This window comes from Streptomyces ovatisporus (assembly GCF_042653885.1).
GTDB lineage: Bacteria > Actinomycetota > Actinomycetes > Streptomycetales > Streptomycetaceae > Streptomyces > Streptomyces ovatisporus.
Map to the genome: position 1 here is coordinate 1 of NZ_JBHSFH010000006.1, position 19,496 is coordinate 19,496.

At 68.4% G+C, this 19,496-nt stretch carries 21 protein-coding genes; 17 read left to right on the forward strand and 4 right to left on the reverse strand.

Going from position 1 to position 19,496, the window contains the following annotated elements; translation table 11 throughout:
* The 5 genes from ACFPA8_RS11365 to ACFPA8_RS11385 form a co-directional block, all read left to right on the forward strand.
* A partial coding sequence (locus ACFPA8_RS11365) for a hypothetical protein (protein WP_386446332.1) occupies positions 1-346 on the forward strand: 346 nt, incomplete at its 5' end.
* A 147-nt stretch (positions 347-493) separates the two neighbouring features.
* Positions 494-856 carry an ArsR/SmtB family transcription factor gene (locus tag ACFPA8_RS11370; protein ID WP_386446335.1) on the forward strand — a complete coding sequence of 121 codons (363 nt, stop codon included), beginning with the start codon at positions 494-496 and terminating at the stop codon, positions 854-856.
* Positions 853-1,386: an SRPBCC family protein gene (locus ACFPA8_RS11375; protein WP_386446338.1), complete on the forward strand. Its 534-nt coding sequence runs from the start codon at positions 853-855 to the stop codon at positions 1,384-1,386. The genes ACFPA8_RS11370 and ACFPA8_RS11375 overlap by 4 nt, the downstream gene beginning before the upstream one ends.
* 2 nt (positions 1,387-1,388) lie before the next feature.
* On the forward strand, positions 1,389-1,946 hold the full coding sequence (locus ACFPA8_RS11380; RefSeq protein ID WP_386446341.1) for a TIGR03086 family metal-binding protein: 558 nt from the start codon (positions 1,389-1,391) through the stop codon (positions 1,944-1,946).
* A gap of 162 nt (positions 1,947-2,108) precedes the next feature.
* On the forward strand, positions 2,109-3,305 hold the full coding sequence (locus tag ACFPA8_RS11385; protein ID WP_386446344.1) for an alkane 1-monooxygenase: 1,197 nt from the start codon (positions 2,109-2,111) through the stop codon (positions 3,303-3,305).
* 37 nt (positions 3,306-3,342) lie between these two features.
* On the opposite strand, the gene ACFPA8_RS11390 is transcribed toward ACFPA8_RS11385, so the two are convergent.
* Positions 3,343-3,966, reverse strand: coding sequence for a TetR/AcrR family transcriptional regulator (locus ACFPA8_RS11390; protein WP_386446347.1), 624 nt, complete (start codon positions 3,964-3,966; stop codon positions 3,343-3,345).
* A gap of 824 nt (positions 3,967-4,790) precedes the next feature.
* On the opposite strand from ACFPA8_RS11390, the gene ACFPA8_RS11395 reads away from it, so the two are divergent.
* The 12 genes from ACFPA8_RS11395 to ACFPA8_RS11450 all read left to right on the forward strand — a co-directional run bounded on the left by ACFPA8_RS11395 (position 4,791) and on the right by ACFPA8_RS11450 (position 16,386).
* The gene (locus tag ACFPA8_RS11395; protein WP_386446350.1) at positions 4,791-5,024 is read left to right on the forward strand and encodes a hypothetical protein; all 234 of its coding nucleotides are present in this window, start codon (positions 4,791-4,793) and stop codon (positions 5,022-5,024) included.
* 377 nt (positions 5,025-5,401) lie between these two features.
* A complete protein-coding gene (locus ACFPA8_RS11400) occupies positions 5,402-7,267 on the forward strand; it encodes a LamG-like jellyroll fold domain-containing protein (protein WP_386446353.1) in 1,866 nt (621 codons plus the stop codon).
* Positions 7,268-8,029: 762 nt separating this feature from the next.
* The gene (locus ACFPA8_RS11405) at positions 8,030-8,848 is read left to right on the forward strand and encodes an ABC transporter substrate-binding protein (protein ID WP_386446356.1); all 819 of its coding nucleotides are present in this window, start codon (positions 8,030-8,032) and stop codon (positions 8,846-8,848) included.
* Between the two features lie 8 nt (positions 8,849-8,856).
* Entirely contained in the window at positions 8,857-9,837 is a 981-nt protein-coding gene (locus ACFPA8_RS11410) for an amino acid ABC transporter permease (protein WP_386446359.1), read from the forward strand.
* Positions 9,834-10,601 carry an amino acid ABC transporter ATP-binding protein gene (locus tag ACFPA8_RS11415; protein WP_386446362.1) on the forward strand — a complete coding sequence of 256 codons (768 nt, stop codon included), beginning with the start codon at positions 9,834-9,836 and terminating at the stop codon, positions 10,599-10,601. Before ACFPA8_RS11410 ends, ACFPA8_RS11415 begins: the two co-directional genes overlap by 4 nt.
* Positions 10,598-11,812: a M20 family metallopeptidase gene (locus tag ACFPA8_RS11420; protein ID WP_386446365.1), complete on the forward strand. Its 1,215-nt coding sequence runs from the start codon at positions 10,598-10,600 to the stop codon at positions 11,810-11,812. The genes ACFPA8_RS11415 and ACFPA8_RS11420 overlap by 4 nt, the downstream gene beginning before the upstream one ends.
* A 183-nt stretch (positions 11,813-11,995) precedes the next feature.
* Positions 11,996-12,868, forward strand: a complete 873-nt coding sequence (locus ACFPA8_RS11425) for a MurR/RpiR family transcriptional regulator (RefSeq protein WP_386446367.1) — start codon at positions 11,996-11,998, stop codon at positions 12,866-12,868.
* Between the two features lie 125 nt (positions 12,869-12,993).
* Positions 12,994-13,269, forward strand: coding sequence for a hypothetical protein (locus ACFPA8_RS11430; RefSeq protein WP_386446370.1), 276 nt, complete (start codon positions 12,994-12,996; stop codon positions 13,267-13,269).
* 298 nt (positions 13,270-13,567) lie between these two features.
* Positions 13,568-14,128, forward strand: coding sequence for a M23 family metallopeptidase (locus ACFPA8_RS11435; protein WP_386446372.1), 561 nt, complete (start codon positions 13,568-13,570; stop codon positions 14,126-14,128).
* Between the two features lie 220 nt (positions 14,129-14,348).
* Positions 14,349-14,681, forward strand: coding sequence for a hypothetical protein (locus tag ACFPA8_RS11440; RefSeq protein WP_386446375.1), 333 nt, complete (start codon positions 14,349-14,351; stop codon positions 14,679-14,681).
* Between the two features lie 5 nt (positions 14,682-14,686).
* On the forward strand, positions 14,687-16,054 hold the full coding sequence (locus ACFPA8_RS11445) for a hypothetical protein (RefSeq protein ID WP_386446377.1): 1,368 nt from the start codon (positions 14,687-14,689) through the stop codon (positions 16,052-16,054).
* Entirely contained in the window at positions 16,051-16,386 is a 336-nt protein-coding gene (locus ACFPA8_RS11450; protein WP_386446380.1) for a hypothetical protein, read from the forward strand. The genes ACFPA8_RS11445 and ACFPA8_RS11450 overlap by 4 nt, the downstream gene beginning before the upstream one ends.
* A 107-nt stretch (positions 16,387-16,493) precedes the next feature.
* Here the strand turns inward: ACFPA8_RS11450 and ACFPA8_RS11455 are convergent, their stop codons facing one another.
* The 3 genes from ACFPA8_RS11455 to ACFPA8_RS11465 all read right to left on the reverse strand — a co-directional run bounded on the left by ACFPA8_RS11455 (position 16,494) and on the right by ACFPA8_RS11465 (position 19,464).
* Positions 16,494-16,688, reverse strand: coding sequence for a hypothetical protein (locus ACFPA8_RS11455; RefSeq protein WP_386446383.1), 195 nt, complete (start codon positions 16,686-16,688; stop codon positions 16,494-16,496).
* Between the two features lie 164 nt (positions 16,689-16,852).
* Positions 16,853-18,895 carry a bifunctional polysaccharide deacetylase/glycosyltransferase family 2 protein gene (locus tag ACFPA8_RS11460; RefSeq protein ID WP_386447618.1) on the reverse strand — a complete coding sequence of 681 codons (2,043 nt, stop codon included), beginning with the start codon at positions 18,893-18,895 and terminating at the stop codon, positions 16,853-16,855.
* Positions 18,896-19,014: 119 nt separating this feature from the next.
* Positions 19,015-19,464, reverse strand: coding sequence for a hypothetical protein (locus ACFPA8_RS11465; protein ID WP_386446386.1), 450 nt, complete (start codon positions 19,462-19,464; stop codon positions 19,015-19,017).
* Positions 19,465-19,496: the final 32 nt, after the last annotated feature.

Sequence of the window (19,496 nt, forward strand, 5' to 3'; positions counted from 1 at the left end):
GCTGGGCGTAACGATGTATCTCCCACGAACAGCGACCCAGACCACCCTGCACGCCATCGCCTCCAGGGAGAAAGGGACCACGCTGATCGCCGACTTCAGCCGCGCCACCGGAGAACTCGACGACCACGGACAGCAAGCCAGAGCCTCAGCCGCCTCCGCCGTCACCGCCGACAAGGAGCCCCTCCTCGCCGCCTACACCACCGCCGAAGTGCGTGAACTGCTCCACGAAGCGGGCTTCCACACCGTGACGTTGATGGAATCGCATGCCCTCCAAGCCCGCTACCTACCCCCACACACCCACCCCCCGCTTTCAAGCTCCACCCTCCTGACAGTGGCCACAACCTGACCCCACCCCGCCCACCACACACACGGCACCCGGGACGCACACCTCTCACCGCGCACAGACGACGTCGCTATTCAACCGGACGGTTGACGAGCCTGAACCCTCCACCGTAGGGTGTTTAACCAATCGGTTGAATATGCGAGGTGCGAAGTGGCCGACGACCGGCTGTCGCTGGTGTTCTCCGCACTGGCCGACCCCACTCGACGCGACATCGTGGCCAGGCTCGCCACCGGGGACGCCACGGTCAATGAACTGGCCGAGCCGTACGACGTCACGGTGCAGGCCGTCTCCAAGCACATCAAGGTCCTCCAGGACGCCGGACTGGTCAGTCGCAGCAAAGACGCCCAGCGGCGGCCCTGCCGCCTCGAGGCAGAGGTCTTCGACCTCATGACGAAGTGGATCGAGCGTTACCGGCGCGAGGCGGAGGACCGCTTCCGTCGCCTCGATGCCCTTCTCGAACACATGGACGAGCAGAGTGTGACGGGCACCCCGACAACAGAGGCAGCATCATGAGCACCACCGGCAAGCACCTCCGCAACGAGACGCAGATCCTGGCGGAACCGGATCTGCCCGCCATCCGCATCACCCGGGACTTCGACGCTCCGCCACAGCGCGTGTTCCGGGCGTACACCGACCCCGACCTCGTCCTCCAGTGGCTCGGCCCGCGTCGCCTCACGATGCGGATCGACAAGTACGACGCCCACAGCGGCGGCTCCTACCGCTACGTGCATCGCGACGACGACGGGACCGAGTACGGCTTCCACGGTGTGTTCCACGAGGTACGCCCCAACGAGCGCATCGTGCAAACCTTCACCTACGAGGGCTTTCCGGACGCTGTCAGCCTGGAGACGACCCTCTTCGACGACCTCGGTGGCCGCACCCGCGTCACCGTCAAGTCCCTCATGGACTCCCTCGAAGCCCGCGATTCGATGCTCAGGAGCGGCATGGATCACGGCGTCCGCGAAGGCCACCAGCGGCTTGCCGAACTGCTCGCCCACCAGCAGAGCGACAGCACCGGCCCACACGGCGAGAACGGATTCTGATCATGACGAGAACAGCAGCCGATGAGCACCGCACCGTGGCACGTGCATTCACCGACCGCGTACGCGGCACAGCCCCGGAAGCATGGGACAACCCGGCGCCGTGCGAGGGATGGACCGCCCGGGACATCGTCCGCCACCTCCTCGAGTGGTTCCCCGCCTTCCTCAAGGCCGGCGCCGGAATCGAACTACCGAAAGGACCCTCGGTGGACGACGACCCGGTGACCGCCTGGGCGACCCACCGCGACGGGGTACAGGCCCTCCTCGACGATCCCGCCACCGCACACGAACTCCTGTCGAACCCGCACATCGGAGAGACCCCACTCGACCAGGCCGTCGACCGGTTCTACACCACCGACGTCTTCATGCACACCTGGGACCTGGCACGAGCCACCGGCCAGGACGAACATCTCGACCCCGCCAAATGCGCCCAGATACTCGACGAAATAATCCCGCTCGACGACACCCTCCGCGCGAGCGGACACTACGGGCCAAAAACCGAAGTACCCGCCGACACCGACGTCCAGACCCGCCTACTCGCCTTCATCGGCCGCAAGCCCTGACGAACCGCCCCCCGACACAAACGAACCCACCACCAGTCATGGACAGTTGCGAAAGCTCCTGACGAGCAGTCAGAACAATTACAGTGCAGAACATCTTGTTAACGAATTCCGACCCTGTCAGCCTCCTCGGAAACGTCACCCAACGACACCGGGCAGGCCGACATGACAGCAGAGACCCGCGCAGAGGTGCAGCGCCAATGGCGCGACCCCAAGCGCTACTTCTGGCTTCTGGGACTGGCGGTACCGACGCTGCCGTTCCAGGCGGGAGGACTCGTCGCGGTCACCGGCGTCGGGGCGTTCTGGTGGTGGGGAGCCTTCTTCGCCTTCGTCGTCGTACCGGTGCTGGACCGGGTCATCGGGGAGGACGGCGAGAATCCCCCCGAGGAGGCGATGCCGCTGCTGGAACGCGACCGCTACTACCGCTGGTGCACCTACCTGTATCTGCCCTTGCAGTACGCGTCCCTGATATGGGCGTGCAGGCAGTGGGCCCGGCCGGAGCTCGTCGTCACCGACCGGATCGGCCTGGCCGTCACCATGGGCGTGGTCGCCGGGGTGGCCATCAACACCGCGCATGAGCTCGGGCACAAGAAGGAACACATGGAGCGCCGACTCTCCCGTATCGCCCTGGCCCAGACGTGGTACGGACACTTCTACGTGGAGCACAACCACGGCCACCACATCCGGGTCGCCACCCCGCAGGACCCCGCCAGTTCCCGGTTCGGGGAGAGCTTCTGGCGCTTCCTCCCCCGCACCGTCGTCGGCAGCCTCGTATCGGCCTGGCGACTTGAGACACGGCGCCTGCGCCGGCGCGATCGTCGGGTATGGAGCCGGCACAACGACGTCCTCACCGCCTGGGCGATGTCCGCCGTGCTGTTCGCCTCGCTGACCGCGGGATTCGGCATCACCGTGCTGCCGTACCTGCTGCTCCAGGCAGTGCTCGGCTTCACCCTCCTGGAGAGCGTCAACTACCTGGAGCACTACGGCCTGTTGCGCGCCGAACGCTCCCCCGGCCGCTACGAACGAGTCACCCCCCGGCACAGCTGGAACAGCAACAGCACCACCAGCAACCTCTTCCTCTACCAACTGCAGCGGCACTCCGACCACCATGCCAACCCGCTCCGCCGCTACCAGACGCTCCGCCACTTCGATCAGGCACCTCAACTGCCCTCCGGATACGCCTCGATGATCGTGCTCAGCTGGTTCCCCCCGCTATGGCGGCGGGTGATGGACCCCAAACTGGTCAAGCACTACGACGGTGATCTCACCCGGGCCAATGTGCATCCCCCCGTCCGCGAGCGCCTCCTGGCACACCGCCCGCAGCCGGCCGGCACAGCGGATTCCTCCGGAGCCGGGGGCTGAAGAGAGTTTCCGCACCCGGATATACGGATGCGGGGCCTCACCCGCCGGACAGCACCGCGAGCACCGCGCGCGTCAGACGCCCGGGCGTCAACTCCGGCTCCGGGCCGGGCAGCACGATGTGGCTGATGGTCATCCGCACCACCAAATCGGTGGCCTCATCGCGTGCTCGAGGTGCATGCTCCGGGAACCGTTCGGCGAGCCAGGCACCGATCAGCTGCTCCGCGTCGCCGAAAACCGGCTCGGGGCGGGTGGTCAGGAAGGGCAGCAGACCGTCCGAACCCCGGCGGGCGGCCAGAACCACCCCCTGGATCAGAGGATTCCGCGCCCCTTCGGTGAGAGCGAACTCCACCGCGTCCTGCATTGCCTCGGCAGTCGCCCGGCCCGGTGATCCGAGGGCTTCGGCGATGCCCTGCAGGAACCTGGTCGTCTCCCGGCGGACCAATGCCTCGCCCAGTCCGCTTCGGCTGCCGAACTCCTTGTAGACGGCCGGGCGGGAGACCTCCGCCCGAGCTGCGGCCTCCGAGAGACTCACCCGGTCCCAGCCGTTCCTGGCGGCCAGCACCCGCGCCTCGTCCAGGACCGACTCCCGCATCTGCTTGCGCCACGCGACCCGGGGCGGGTCGGGGGCCTCCGGCCCGGTGGTACCTGAACCGCTCCTCATGCTCACCCTCATCCTCTCGGCCGCAGGCGAAGACTGTGCACCCTGCCCGGCGTCTTCATCGTCAGCCGTCGACTGCACTCTTGCGGAGCCGTTGTCCCACCGCAAGCGCATGAGTGACCCGCGCAAGGAGGCCGCTCCACCCCGCTGAGCCGACTCCGGAGCAGCGAAACTTCCGTTACAACTACCGCATTGCGAAGCCTTGATGTACTTTCTATTTCACCGGTTGGCTCTGGGGCCTCTCGACTCCTAACGGTGTGCTGACCGCACCGTCGACGCCCTGACCTCCACGTCAAGGACTCGACTCAAGGAGACAAGAGGCAGGCCGACGAAGCCTGTTGGTTTCGTCCGGTTTCGTTGTGAACATGTTGGACCCTCGCCCCAAGCACGCCGAGGGCCGGCGCCGCCGAGCCGCACGACCCGCCAGAGCGGGGATTCGGGCGGTCCGGTACGTGAGGAGTGAACGCCATGGTCCTGCACAGGCAGCGGCAGGTGCACCGACGCGTCCTGGTGACGCTCGAGGTACTGCCGTCTGCGGCCTCTGCGGGCTGCGGTGGTGCAGACAACGAGGCCGACGGTTTCCCTGGGGGCCGACGATGACGGACACCTCCCGGTTCATGGGAGATGGCGTCGCCGACTCCCCCGGTGGCGAATCACCCTCTCGCAGATGCTGAAGCAGTCGGACAGCACGACTGCCGGCTCTCTCGAGAAACAGGCCTTCGAAATGGCCGAGTAAGAGCCGAGTACACCGGAGGCAGCGGTCCCCCCGTCTCCCTGCCTGCCTTCGGTGTCCTCTTTGATCCTTCTTCAGGAGGAAGGACGCCGGAATGTCACTCGTGACCACCCCCTACCGGTGCCGCCGCGCCTCCCCAACTGCCGTGCGGGGCCGGAAGCTTCCCCTGCGGAACGTCTCCACGCCCCTGACGGACGAGTTCGACCGCCTCCGCGTGGATGCGGTACGCCTGCGGAGCGCCTACAACCGCGACGGGGGCCGTGGTGGAAAACAGCGCCGCCTGTCCACGACAAGCTCCGAGAACGCGCTCCGCGGCCGAGCGATATGAATCCGCGAGAGCGCATTCGGAGTCGCGATCACGCATTCACGGACGCACAGACAATTGTCGGCGTGTGCCAAGTTTCCCCGGGCGGCCCAGGTCCGTCAGGAAACAGCGGTACCGTGGCCGGGGCAGCGACAGGAAATGCCGACTCTGCCGGGCGTGACACCAGCCCCAGGGAGTCGACTAGTTGAATAATGGATAACCATTGCGCGCCCCGAAGTCGGCCCGTCACGCTGCTCGTTCATCTCATCACGCGCGACCGACTTCCGGAGGCGGATCACCATGAACTTCACAGTTCGACATTCTGTGCGTGAGTCCGCGTACTTCCGCCCGTGATGCAGCGCCTTGATCGATGGGGGATTCAACGGATGGAACCCGAGCGGTTGTCCGACCCAGACCTGGTCGCACTGGTCCGTGCCGGCGGGGAGTTGACCGAAACAGCTCTGATCGAACTGAACGAGCGCCATTTCGACGCGGTCCGCGCATTTGCCGCCGTATGCCTGAACGATCATGCGGCACCGGACCAACTCGCCGACACCGCTTGGCGACGGACCCTGTGGCCGCACGAGGCCGGCCCGGACAGGGCAGTACGTCCTCACGCGCTGACACATGTGCTGGAAGCCGCGGCCGGAATCGCAAACTGGGATCAACGCGGCGCTCTCGACGCCAGGTTGGCGATGTGGCTGGACAGGCACCTCGCCGCGACACCGGACCGAGGCGTCTCAGGCGGCGATTTCGGCCCCATTCACCACGGCTCGGTGACCGCTCGGGCCTTCTGCTCCCTGCCGGCCAACTTGCAGGCAGTCATGTGGCATCACTGGGTCGAGCACGCCGGCAGCGCCTCGATCGCCCGCCTCCTGGGCTCCGACTCACGGGGGGCACGGGAGATCTCCCTGCTGATCAGCCGTGCGTACAGGGACTTCTACCACGCGTACGAGCAGATCCATCTGGACGGGATGACGGACTACTGCCGCCCTTTCCACCGGATGGTCATGGCCTACGTAGAGCACAAGGGCGGAAACACAGCGGATGTGGTTCCGCATCTGCAGCAGTGTGCCTACTGCTCCCGCGCCGTTGCCGAACTCGAGCGTATGCGCGTCGACTTCGGCGAACTCCTGGCCGGAGCGCTGCTGCCGTGGGGAGGGCAGGAATACGTCGCTTCCCGGCGCACCGCGCGGACGTCCGCGGCGATCGCGGCCCCGGTGCTCGGACGGCTCGACGACCTCCCCCGAAGCCCCGCACTACCGGAGGCCCCGCCGGCGCCGCCTCGGAGCCGGCGGGCGCCCGAAGGTGCGGGACGGGGAGCGCCGCGGGTGGCGGGACCCGCCGGACGCAAGGCCGTCCGGTACAGCGTCCCGGCTCGGCGGCTCACGCAAGCCATCGCGTCTCTGGGTGTGTGCTCCCTGGCTGTGGTCTTCACCTCCGCGCAGGGGTTCGGCCCGAGGCTGCCTCAACTCGTGGGCGGACCGCCGGCGAAGGAAGTCCCGCCCGACCCGGCACCGTCGGAGTCCAGCACTGACGGACCGTCCGGGTCGGCCACGAAATCCCCGTCACCGAGCGGATCGGCGGGTAGGGCTTCCAAGGCCCCGGAAGGGGACGAATCCGCCCCAGCAGTGCGGGGGGCCGCCGTGGAGTGGCTCTTCAAGAGCGTCAAGGACGGTGTCGCCGAGGACAGTTCGGGCAACAACCGGGACGGAACGCTTGTGGGCGACCCCCTGCCCAAGCCGCTGGAAAAGAGCGGAGCCGCGTTCTTCGGGCAGCAGTCGGTAACGTCACAGGGCCCCGTTCTCGACACCGACGGCAGCTTCTCGGTGTCGGCGCGCGTGATGCTGCGGAACAAGGACGAATACCAGACGGTCGCCAGTCAGGACGGCGCGGAGATCAGCTCTTTCCAGCTCCAGTACGACCCGGTGGAAGACCGCTGGGAGATGCGCATGCACAGGGAAGACACGCTGACTTCCCGCGCCGATGAGGCGGAATCCGATACGGCCCCGCGTACAGGCGAGTGGACCGCTCTGACCGGAGTCTGGGACGCCGCAGACGAACAGATCCGCCTGTACGTCGACGGACAACTCCAGGACACCGTCGACCGGGACAAGGACCGGAGCCGGGAAGGTGATTTCGCCGTGGGCAGGGCCCGGTTGGGCGACCAGTTCATCCGCGGCTTCGAGGGGAACATTCAGGATGTACGGGCATTCCCCAAGGCGCTCACAAGCGCCGAAGCCCGGAGGCTCGCATCGGGGCAGTGAGGGAGCCGGCCAACTGACGGAGGAGGGCGCCGTGATGGCGACTCCGCCCCAGTTTGCGCAGGATCGGTGAACCACGTCGGCGGCGTTCCGTCCTGCATCCTCCGGCTCACGAACGCCACCAAAAGCGCGGGCAGTAGTTCCACAACCGGTGCTGTTCGTAGGGCTGTTGAGCTCTTGCGGCCGGCGAGCACCTCCAGGCAACGCACCCGCACGGGTCGCCGCCTGTGAAAGCAGACGAGCCCGGCGTTGCGTACGACCTCCACGTCGGCCTGTGTCCCGTGCCGGGAGCCGCCGGAACTTGAACAGCGACGCGATCACGGACGACCCGGACGTCAGCTCGTGACGCCGCAACGGAAGATACAGAACGTGCCACAGACGCAAAAGCTGTAACGCATCAGCACCCCCTTGCGGCGTGGGCGACGTCACCCCCGCACCTCACTCATCGCAGATCAGCGCAAGTATCCCTCCTTACGTGCACCGCGCAGCACCCGCCAGGAGGCGCCTCACAGGTCCGTAACCAGCGTTACATCTAGCTGGCTAGTGACGCATGATGTAACTTCCTCCGGAGCCAGGGAACCAGTCGGCGCTTCGCCGCCGATGTTCACCGAGAGGGGATCGACCGTGATGCCAACCTCCCACGTTCGTGCGTGCGTCGCCGCTGCCTTGACGGTCGCCGCACTTCTGACGGCCTCCGCATGCGGTGAGGGAGGCGGGTCGGAAGGCGGGGCCGCCGGATCGTCGACCCCGGACAGGATCGCCGGAGTGAAGGTGAGAAAGGACGCCGAACTGCACGACGCGCTGCCGGAGCAGATCAAGGCGTCCGGGACCGTGCGAGTCGCCACCGACGTGCCGTACCCGCCCTTCGTGATGTTCGCGAAGGAAGGCGGCACCAGGATCACCGGCCTCGACCACGATCTCGGCCAGGCCCTCGGAGCCAAGCTGGGGGTGAAGTTCGACTTCAAGGCCCAGAAGTTCGACGGCATCGTCCCGGCGATCCAGGCGGGCAAGTTCGACGTCGCCATATCGGCCATCACGGACACCAAGGAACGACAGGCCGTCCTCGACTTCGTCGACTACTCCGAATCCGGATCCGGGATCATGGTGAACGACGGCAACCCGAAGAAGATCGCCACGCTGGACGACCTGTGCGGCAAGAGCGTCGCTGTCCAGGCGGCCACGAACCAGCTCGATCTGCTCAGAGGCCAGCAGCGCAAGTGCGGTGCGGCGGGCATGAAGAAGATCGACATCCAGACCTTCCCGAAGGACTCCGACGCTCAACTCGCCCTGCGTGCCCGCAAGGTTGTCGCCGACGTCCTGACGAAACCGGCCGCCGGCTGGACTGCCAAGACCGCCGACCAGGGCAACGCCTTCGACGTCGTCGAGGACCCCTCGGCCAAGGGCGGCTACGGAGCCTCGCCGAACGGCATCGCCGTCTCCAAGCAGCTCCCCGAGCTGACCGACGCCGTACGGAAAGCCGTCCAAGCACTCATGGACGACGGCACGTTGGACAAGATCTGCGCCAAGTACGGGGTCGAATCGATCGCGTTGAAGAAGGCCGCTGTGAACGCCGGGAAGGAATGACGACGCCCATGGCCGCCACCGGAACCGAGACGCCGCACCAAGGTGCCGCGCCGGCTGAAGAGTTGCGGGTCGTCCGCGTACGTCACTGGGGCCGGCTCGTCGCGGCCGTCGCCGCAGCGGTTGCGCTGGCCGGGCTGCTGGGATCAGTGGCCCGGAACAGGAACCTGCGCTGGGACATCGTCGGGGACAACCTCTTCAGGGACTTCGTCTTCGAGGGTCTGTTCACCACTGTGTGGCTGACGGCAGGAGCGATGACGCTCGCCGTCGTCCTGGGTGTACTGCTCGCCGTCATGCGGCTCTCCGACAACCTGGTGCTCAAAGTGATCTCCGGGCTGTTCGTCTGGTTCTTCCGTGGGACGCCGCTGCTCGTCCAGATCATCTTCTGGGGCTTCGCAGCGGCGCTGTACCCGGTGGTGATGATCGGTGTCCCGTTCACCGACGTCACCTTCTTCTCCGCACCGACCAACTCCGTGCTCACCCCGGGCCTCGCCGCCCTGCTGGCGCTGGCGCTGCACGAGGCGGCGTACGCCAGCGAGATCGTGCGCGCGGGCATCCAGTCCGTCGACACCGGCCAGACCGAAGCGGCGCACTCGCTCGGGATGCGGCCCACGAAGACGATGCGGCGCATCGTCCTGCCGCAGGCGATGCGCGTGATCACCCCGCCGATGGGCAACGAGACGATCAACATGCTGAAGATGACGGCGCTGGTCTCCGTCATCAACGCACATGACCTGATGTCCAACATCCAGGCCGTCTACGCCGCGAACTACCAGGTCATTCCCTTGCTCGTGGTCGCCTCCGCCTGGTACCTCGCGATGGTCTCCGCGCTGAGCGTTCCGCAGGCATGGCTGGAGCGGCGCTTCGGGCGGGGTACGGCAGACGGCGGCCAAGCCGGCGTCTTCCAGCGGATGTTCACGGGCGGCGGCTCACCCGTACCGGTCGGCCGGCCCGCGGATCACCCCGACACCGTCGAGGAGGCACGGAGTTGAGCACCACTCCTCTGTTGCACGCCCAGGGCGTGCGCAAACACTTCGGGAAACTCGAGGTCCTCAAGGGAATCGACCTGACCGTCGAACGCGGAGCGGTGTGCTGCCTGCTCGGGCCGTCAGGTTCGGGCAAGTCCACGTTCCTGCGGTGCGTCAATCACCTGGAGAAGGTCGACGGCGGCACGCTGACAGTCGACGGTGAATTCGTCGGCCACCGGCAGACCGGCAACCGGCTGCGTGAACTGCGCGAGCGCGAAGTCGCCCGGAGACGCCGCGAGATCGGCATGGTCTTCCAGCGCTTCAACCTCTTCCCGCACATGACCGCGGAGGAGAACGTCATGGAGGCCCCTGTCCACGTCCAGGGCATCGCGAGGACGGCAGCCCGGGAGCAAGCGCGCGTGCTGCTGGAGCGGGTCGGGCTGGGGGACAAGGCCCGCGCCTATCCGGCACAGCTCTCGGGCGGACAACAGCAACGCGTCGCCATCGCACGGGCCTTGGCGATGAAGCCGAAGCTCATGCTGTTCGACGAGCCCACCTCGGCGCTCGACCCGGAACTCGTCGGGGACGTGCTGGACGTCATGCGGCAACTCGCCGCAGACGGTATGACGATGGTCGTCGTCACCCATGAGATCGGCTTCGCCCGCGAAGTCGGCGACACCGCGGTCTTCATGGACGAAGGTGTGGTCGTCGAAGCGGGCGACCCCCGACGGGTGCTGAGCGACCCTGAGCAGGAGCGCACACGGGCGTTCCTCTCGAAGGTCCTGTGACCGCCCCCGCGCGGCAACGGCACGGCAGTGCCGCTCTGCTGACGCTGGCCCGCACCCGCCGCGACGCCTTCCTGCGGGACCTCGCCGAACTGGTCGGCATCGACTCCGGCTCGTACAGCCCCCGAGGCGTCAACAAGGTCGCCGGCTGGACCGGGAGGCGGCTGAAGCGGCTCGGCTTCTCCGTCGAGCGCATCCGTCCAGCGGTGTCCGGCGGACGGCAGTTCGGCGACATCCTCGTGGCCCGTCGACGCGGCAGTCTGACGGAGGCGGAGGGCGGAGCCCGCATTCTGCTCGCCGCTCACATGGACACCGTCTTCGAGGACGGCACCGCCGCTCAGCGCCCCTTCGAGGTGGCCGGCCGCCTGGCACACGGGCCGGGCGTCAGCGACGACAAGGGCGGACTCCTTGCCGGGCTGACCGCCCTGGAGATCCTCGACGAAGCCGGCATCGACGAGTACGCCGAACTGACTCTGCTGGCCACGCCGGACGAGGAGATCGGCTCGCCCGTCAGCCGTCCCCACACCGAAGCCGTGGCGCGTGGCGTGGACTTCGCGTTCGCTCTGGAATGCGCACGGGAGAACGGCGACGTGGTGACGGCCCGCAAGGGCGTCGCCGACTTCCGGCTCACCGTGACAGGACGAGCCGCCCACGCCGGCATCGAGCCGGAGCGCGGCGCCAACGCGGCCCTGACCGCGGCCCATCTCGTCGTCAGGCTGCAGGAGTTGAACGGACGCTGGGAGGGAGTGACGATCAATGTAGGGGTCGTACGGGCCGGGACGCGCAGCAACATCGTCTGTTCCGAGGCGCAGTTGGCCGTCGAGGTGCGGGCCGCGAGCGGGACGGCCATCGCCGCGGTCCGCGCCGCGATCGAGGAGGCCGCAGCCCGTCCGTGCGTCGACGGCACCACGGTGGCCGTCGAACAGCTGGACATGTGTCCGCCCATGGAGGAGACGCCCGCCTCCGGCAGGCTGTACGAGCAGGCCAGGCGGATCGGCGCAGATCTGGGTATCGAGCTGGGCCGCTGCTCCACCGGCGGTGTCGGTGACGCCAACCTCATCTCCGGTGCCGGGGTACCGGTACTGGACGGCCTCGGGCCGGTCGGCGGCGCCGACCACTCGCCGCTGGAGTGGCTGGACATCCACACCGTGCCCGAACGGACGGCACTGCTGGCTTCGATGGTGGCGACCCTCGGCGACCGTCGCGGGCACTGACGTCGCCGCACCGCGATGCGTCCAGGGCCGACGGGAACCGTCCCCTTCCACCCGTGCCCCGGCCGGAGGGCTGCGGTCCCTGGCATCCAGGGGCCGCAGCTCGCTCTAAGCTCAGGAGCCCCGCGTCACCCGCTGCGCACTCGCCGCCCGCGTCCCGCACCGGCCCAAGAAAGGACTCGCGCCATGGCTTCTGGCGTACTCGCCGACGAGATCCGGAACAAGCTCGGCGACCTCAGCCCCGCCGAACGCAAGGTCGCGCGCGTGCTCCTGGCCGGCTATCCCTCCGCCGGGTTCGAAACGGTCGCTGTGGTCGCCGAGCGCGCCGGGGTCAGCGCACCCACCGTGATCCGGTTCGTCAACCGTCTCGGTTACCGCGGCTTCCCTGACTTCCAGACCGCCCTGCGCCGTGAACTGGACGAACGCAACGCCTCCCCGCTCTCGCTCTACGAAGCCACGGACTACGGCCGCGAGGGGGACGAGGGCACGGACAGCTCGTCGCTCATCGAGCGCGGCAGCCGCGTTTTCGGCGACGCCGTCGCACGCACGCTGGCCGAGCTGCCGCCCCACGACCTTCACCACGCCGTACGCCTGCTCTCCGACCGCAAACGCCGCATCACCCTGGGCGGCGGCCGCTTCACCCACCTGCTCGCCCAGTACCTCGGACTGCACCTGATGCAGCTGCGGGACGACGTCCGCTTCCTGCCCGACCGAGACGTCGAGCGCACGGCGTTGCTGGCCGACCTCGCCCGCCGCGACGTCCTGGTCGTCTTCGACTACCGCCGCTACGAGGAGGACAAGGTGGCCATGGCCCAACTCGCGAAGGAGCGGGGCGGAAAGGTCATGCTGTTCACCGACAGCTGGCTCTCCCCCGTCTCCGCGCACGCCGAGGTCGTCATGCCCAGCCATGTCACGGCACCCTCTCCGTACGACAGCCTCGTGCCCACACTCGCCGTCATCGAGACCGTGGTCGCAGGCGTGATCACCGCTCTCGGCGACGACGCCCACAGCCGGATGCGTCACGGCGAGGAGACCGCCACCCGCATCGGGCTGTACTGATCGCTGCGTGATGCGTACCTCGGCACCTCTGATTCAGGCACTGCCAGAGGTTCCGGTACGTCGGTCCGCCCTTCCTCTCGCCAAGTGGACTGTATGAGGCCGCTGTTACGTTGCCCGCACGGTTCGTGACGCCCCTGCTCGGCGGGGGCGATCTGTTCCGCATGCCGCGGCGGGTCGGCTATCGGCAGAACCGAGGTGGAGAACGGGTCCTGGACTTCGGGCGCGGCATGCACGACCACTGGGTGCTGACCGCGCACACAGCAGGATGGGACCCGCGGGTGCTCGCCGCCCTCACGGCGCTGCACTGCAGCCACGACGGGATCCTGGGCAGCTCCTGGGACGCGGGCGGTGCGGGCGAGGGCGAGCCCACCGGGGCCGCTGCATCGGCTGCCGGCGCGTAAGGGCCGCTCGCGTGCGCGTATACGGGCGTTGCCTCCCGGCTCTCCTCACCGCCCGCCCTGCTGCGGGCGCTGAGGAGAGCCGTCAGCCAAGTCGTCCTACGCTGCACGGCCGGGCGGCGATGCGTCCGTGCCAAATCTCCGGACGCCGCGGGGGCGGTCCGTCCCGGATTGGCACCCGGGGCAGTGCGGTTGCGGACGCGGCGCTGTGGGAGAGCGTTCAGGCGCAGCTCCTGTCGCGGGTACGCTGTCGCGTCAGAAAATGGCGTGCCCACGACAACAATCACTCGGAGAGGCCCTTATGAAGAAGCGAACCGGCATCCTGCTGGGCATGATCCTCGTGGCGGGGACGGCTGCACCTGTCGCGTCCGCCGCGGAGCCGCAGGCGACGAACTTCCAGCTCCCCTTCGCCTGCGGGGACGCCTGGAGACTCGACACCTGGGGCCACAACCCCGCGCTGGACATGGTCCACGAGCCCGACCAGCACGGGACCGAAGGCGCGCTGCTGATCGCGTCGGAGGCCGGCACCGTCAACATGTCCTTCTGGCACGACAACGCGGGCAACGTGGTCCAGATCAACCACGGCGACGGCTACTACACCACGTACATCCACATGCAGTCGCGGTCCGTCAACGTGGGCGACACAGTCGCTCAGGGCCAGGAGATCGGCTTCGTCGGACGGACAGGCGCGGGATCCAACGACCACCCCCACCTCCACTTCGAGCTCGGCTTCGACGCCGACGGCGACGGGCAGGCCTCCTGGGGCAAAGCCGACTCCGAGCGGGTCAACGCCTCCTTCAACGGCGTCGAGTACGCCGGAGCCAGCCAGACCTGGCGGAACGTCGTGAGCAACAACTGCTGACACCGACCCTGCACTTCGGCCGGACGGCCCTCGGCCCGTCGGTTCGCTGCGTCCCGGAGACCCCGAAGGTCACCGGTCGCATGGCCGCGGGCCGTCCGCACTCCCTGGCACGCGGGGAACGGCCTCACGACAGCCGAGCCGTGCACCCGGTGGCTTCGAACATCCGCGGCATTGACTAGTCTTGCCTTCGAACTGAGCCGGGGGACGGGGGAGTCACCGCATGGGTGAGGGATTCAGCGCGGTACCGGAGTCGATCGACGGCAGCGCGCACTTGCTGCTGGAGATCGCCGGGCTGCTCGAACAGGGCGGTCTGGACGGTGACATCGGCACGATGGCCCGCGTACCGCGCTCCCACGAGGACGTCTCCGCAGCGGTGCTGGACTTCGCCCGCTTCGCCGACGACCAGGGCCAGGATCTCGCCGCGCTGCTGACCGCGCTGTCCACCCTGCTCAAGGCCACCGGCAACAACTACACCTCCGTGGAGAGCAGCACGGCGGCGGCGCTGAAGGGCTTCGTCGACTCCTCCGAGTATGTCGCGCCGAAGGGAAGCTGATCGTCGTGACCTACTACGCGGACGTCGAGTTCCTGGAGGACTGCGACCCGAAGCTGATCGAGCGCAACGCCGCGGAGTACAAGCGCATGCGCGACCTGCTCGACTCCCTCGAACCGTCCGTCAGGAAGGCGCAGGCCGTCGAGTGGACCAGCGACGCCCGCGCCTCCTACGAGGAGCGGCTGAAGGACGTACGGGGCCTGGTCCAGGGGCTGATGGACGGTTATGAAGCCGCATGGAAGGCGCTGCTGAAGTACGCCGACGCCGTGGAGGAGGCCCGGAAGAAGCTCCGGCAGGGCGGCGACGCGCAGGACCGGCTCGCCGGGGTGATCTCCCGCGAGGCCACCCCGGTCACGCGTACGGCACAGGACGCCGAGCCGATGCGGCGCTGGGAGGACCTGCGGTCCACGACGGGCGTGCTCGACTGGTTCGCCGAACTGGGCGTGGACGCCGACGCCATCAAGGACGAGGCCAACCGTTACTACGAACAGGCCGACGACGCGTTCACCGCCGCCCTGCGCGCGGAGCGCGGTCCGCGCGCCGAATGCGTGGCCGCGCTCGAACGGGCCAAGGCGCTGATCCCCGACTTCCGCACGGGGAACAAGGACGCGGCGGCCCTCCTCCTCAAGGTCAGGGCGCTCTCGGAGGAGAGGGCGGAGTCCGCCGGCAGCCCGCTGACGCGACTGCCGGGCAGCACCGAGGAGAAGGGGAGCTTGCCGGCAGCCGGCGACGAGAAGATCTCGCCGCTGCTGCAGGACCTTCGGAACAACCGCAAGAGCATGCCTGACATCGACAGCATGTGGCTGACCGACGCCTTCGGCGGCAAGGAGCAGTGGATCGCGGCGAACAAGGACGCCATCAAGGAGGCCGCGCGGGCGTACGGCCTGCCGCCGGACATGATGGCGGGCATCGCCTGGATCGAGGTCGGCGGCAAACCCTACGTCGCCGACGACATGACCGACTGGGCCCGGCACGCCGCCGAATCCGGGTGGAGCCCGCTCACCCCGGACCAGCTCCCGGGCCCTCTCGCCGGGGACCGGGACAACACCTCGTACGGCCCGATGGCCGTTCAGGTCCGCCGCGCCGCGGAGGTACTGGGGTACGACCCGGCCAACCTCACCGAGGACCAGCGTGCCGAGGTGACGGCCTCGTTGAAGGACCCCAACGAGAACATGCTCATCTCCGCGAAATACATGGCGGATCTCAAGGCCCAGAGCTCTTTCGCCGATGTGCCGGCCGAGGAGATGACGCCCGAGCAGTACCGCGAGCTGGCCGCCCGCTACAACGGCGGTCCCTACTGGGAGGGCGGCGACGCCCAGGGCTACGCGGACCGATTCGAGCAGAACCGCGCGCAGGCCGAGCAGGCGCTGAAGTGACCGTGCAGCAGGAACCGCGACGGGGCCGGGCACGCGCCCTCGGGACCGTGCTCAGCATGCTCGTGCTCGGTGGGCTCGGTCTCGTCGCCGCGTTCTGGCTCTTCGTCGCGTACTGGATGATGCCGCAGGACGAACACGACCAGGAGGCGCTGGAGGGTGCCGGCCTCGGCGCGCTGTTCACGATCGGTTTCACCGTTCCGGCGCTGCTGCTGACCATCCTGCCCGTGAAGCTGGGCCTGCTGCGGCGCAGTTGGTTCGCGCCACCGGCCGTCATGCTGGTCCTCGCCGCCCTCCGCTACGGGTATCTCGTCTCCGCATACGACCCTTGGTGACGGTCCCCTGATCCGGGGCTCCGGGGCGTGCCCGCCGGGCGGTGCCGGGGGTGATCACGGATGGTGCGTCGGCCCGGCAGACGGCACGCGCGGGTCGCCGCAGCCGTTCACCCGGAGGCGCGCACTGCCGCGGCGATCTCCTCGTCCGCCACGGCGATGGCGGCGTCGGCCCTGAGGTACCAGACCTCCCGGCGGGCCGGGGCCAGGGTCGCCCAGGGGTGACGCTCGGAACTGAACCCGAGCGTCGCGTACAGCGCCATCGCATAGCGCTCACGGCGGTCGGCATTGCCATCGGCGGTCACTGCGTCTCCTCGGTGCTGGTGGGTCGACAGGTCGTGCGGGCCTGCGCGCCGTCAAGTATGGGCGCTCGGCGGCCAGTTCCCTGAGCGGGTCCGCGTGCGGCCCGGCGTGCGGTCGGGACGACGGGACCGGCGCCGTAGCGGAGCGCCGCCGGGCCGTGCGTGCGTCATCCCGCCCTGAGGGCTCCGACCTCTCCGGTGCGTTTCAGCTTCTGCCAGCGCATGCGGCCGCCGGTTGCGGCGGTGACGCACGAGTGGATCAGCACGAGGTACATCAGCTGCCGGTACACGAGTTGCTGCAGCGGCAGCATCAGCAGGTAGCGGTACTGCTCCCGGTCCAGCCTGAACGCGTATGCGGTGGACACCAGTTGGACGGCCAGGACGAGTCCCCACGCGGCCAGCGACTTCACCGGGTCGATGAAGACCGCGGCGTAGAGGGTGAAGAGGTCGATCAGCGGTGCGAGGAGGGGCGTGAGGATCTGGAAGAGGACGACCAGGGGCATTCCGACCCGGCCGAATCGGCCCGACGGCCCCCGGTCCAGGACCGACCGGCGGTGTTTCCACAACGCCTGCATCGTGCCGTAGCTCCAGCGGTAGCGCTGCCGCCACAACTGGCGCATGGAGCCTGGCGCCTCGGTCCAGGCGACGGCGTGCTCGGCGTACACGACCCGCCAGCCCCTGCGTTGCAGGGCGATGGTGACGTCCGTGTCCTCGGCGAGGGTGCCCTCGCTCATGCCGCCCGTGTGCGCGAGCGCCTCGCGGCGGAAGGCTCCGACGGCGCCCGGGATGGTGGGCATGCAGCGCAGCAGGTCGTACATGCGACGGTCGAGGTTGAAGCCCATCACGTATTCGATGTGCTGCCAGGCGCCGATGAGCGTCTTGCGGTTGCCGACCTTGGCGTTGCCTGCGACCGCGCCGACGGACGGATCGGCGAGGGGCTGCACCAGCGTGTGGATCGTGTCCGGCTCGAAGACGGTGTCTCCGTCCATCATCACGATGATGCCCCAACGGGCATGGGCGATCCCTGTGTTGAGAGCGGCGGCCTTGCCCGCGTTCTCCTGCCGCACGACCCTCAGGTTGCGCAGGCCGAGAGACTCGACGAGGTCCGGGGTGCCGTCCGTCGAACCGTCGTCGACCACGATGATCTCGATCGGGTGTGTGCTTCGGGCGAGCGAGGTGACCGTGCCGGCGATGCATTCCTTCTCGTTGTAGGCGGGGACGATCACGCTCACCGGCTCCACCACCTCCGGGCCCCAGCGGAAGCCGCGGCTGTTGCGCTGCCGATGGTGGCGGCGGGCGAGGACGAGCATGAGAGCGGAGCGGCCCAGCACGGCGACGCCGACGACGGTGAGCCCGACGACCAGTCCGGGCATGGTGAACTCGGCGACGGCCGTTGCCGCGACGAGTGTCCTGCCCTGCACCAACGACGTTCCGGAGACCGGCTGGTGGGCGTCCGGCAGGCGCATCGCGTCGCTGACCGTGGTGAAGGTGTAGCCACGGGCCTTCATCTTCTCGATGTATGCGGCCAGCGCCGTCACTGTCTGGGACCGATCGCCGCCGGAGTCGTGGAAGAGGACGGACGTGCCCTTGGTGCCCTCGGGTGTGGCGTTCTCGACGATTTTCGACACCCCGGGGTTCCGCCAGTCCTCGCTGTCGGTGTCCACGAAGGCGGTCGTGTAGCCCCTGGTGCCCAGCCGCCGGTAGACGGGCCAGCTGTAGTCGTCGACGGCGTCGGGCGTGGAGGAGTAAGGGGCCCGGAAGAGCGAGGTGTTGACTCCTGCGGCGCCGGCGAGGGCGAGTTGTGTCTGGGCCATCTCCCGCTCGACGCGCTGCGGGCTCTGGTACGACAGGTCGACGTGGGTGAAGGTGTGGACGCCGACCTCGTTGCCACCGTCGATGATCTCGCGGACGGTGTCCGGATAGCGGGCTGTCATCGATCCGACGACGAAGAAGGTGGCCGGTACGTCGTACTTCTCCAGTACGGCGAGAATCCTCGGGGTCCACCGCGGGTCGGGTCCGTCGTCGAAGGTGAGGGCGACTGTCCTGCGGGGGACGGGTCTGCTGCGGGCCTTCCCGTCGGGGAAGGAGAGCATGGAACCGCCGTTGAGGACCTTCTTCGGAACGTGGCCGGAAGGGGCGTTCTCGCGTACCCGGGTGTCGTCTCCGAGTTCGGCGTGCAGATAACCGCTGAAGAGCATCACACCGGCCATCGCGGACAGCGCGAGGAGAGCAAGGACGGCGCGGGGTCCGAGGAACGCGGGGCGGCGGGTGACGGGCAGTCGGCCGTGCCCGGCGTGCCTGCCGCGAGTGACGGTGGAGGTCAACTGCTTCACCGGCCTCCGGCGGAGGAAGAGGCGGACCGCGTGGGCACCGCACGGCCGGGCCCGTCGGCCGTCCTGCCGAAAGTCCCCTTCCCGCACGGCTTCCCCGGCCGCTGCCTGCAGTTCTTGCGGCACTGCTTCCGGCACGGCCTCGCCGAGTCCTTCGCGGAGGGTGAGCCGTCCTGCCGCACACGGTCGGTGCCGGCGTCCTGCGCAGAGCCGACACTGTCGAACGGGCTCAGGCCCGACGGGGCGAGCGAGGGGCCTCCCATGAAGGCCACCCCGAGCATGACCCCGTACACGAGGAACGCGGCTCCGACGACGATCCCGGCTCGGCGCAGAAGGAGGGCCCGGCGGCCGGTGGAGTCCAGGAAGACGGGCACGTCCGGGTCCCCGCCCTGATCCGTTCCGTGGCGCCGGCGACCGCCGGCGTGCGCGTCTGTTGGCGAGAGACTCATGGGCGCGCATCCTGGAGGCCCATCTTGTGATT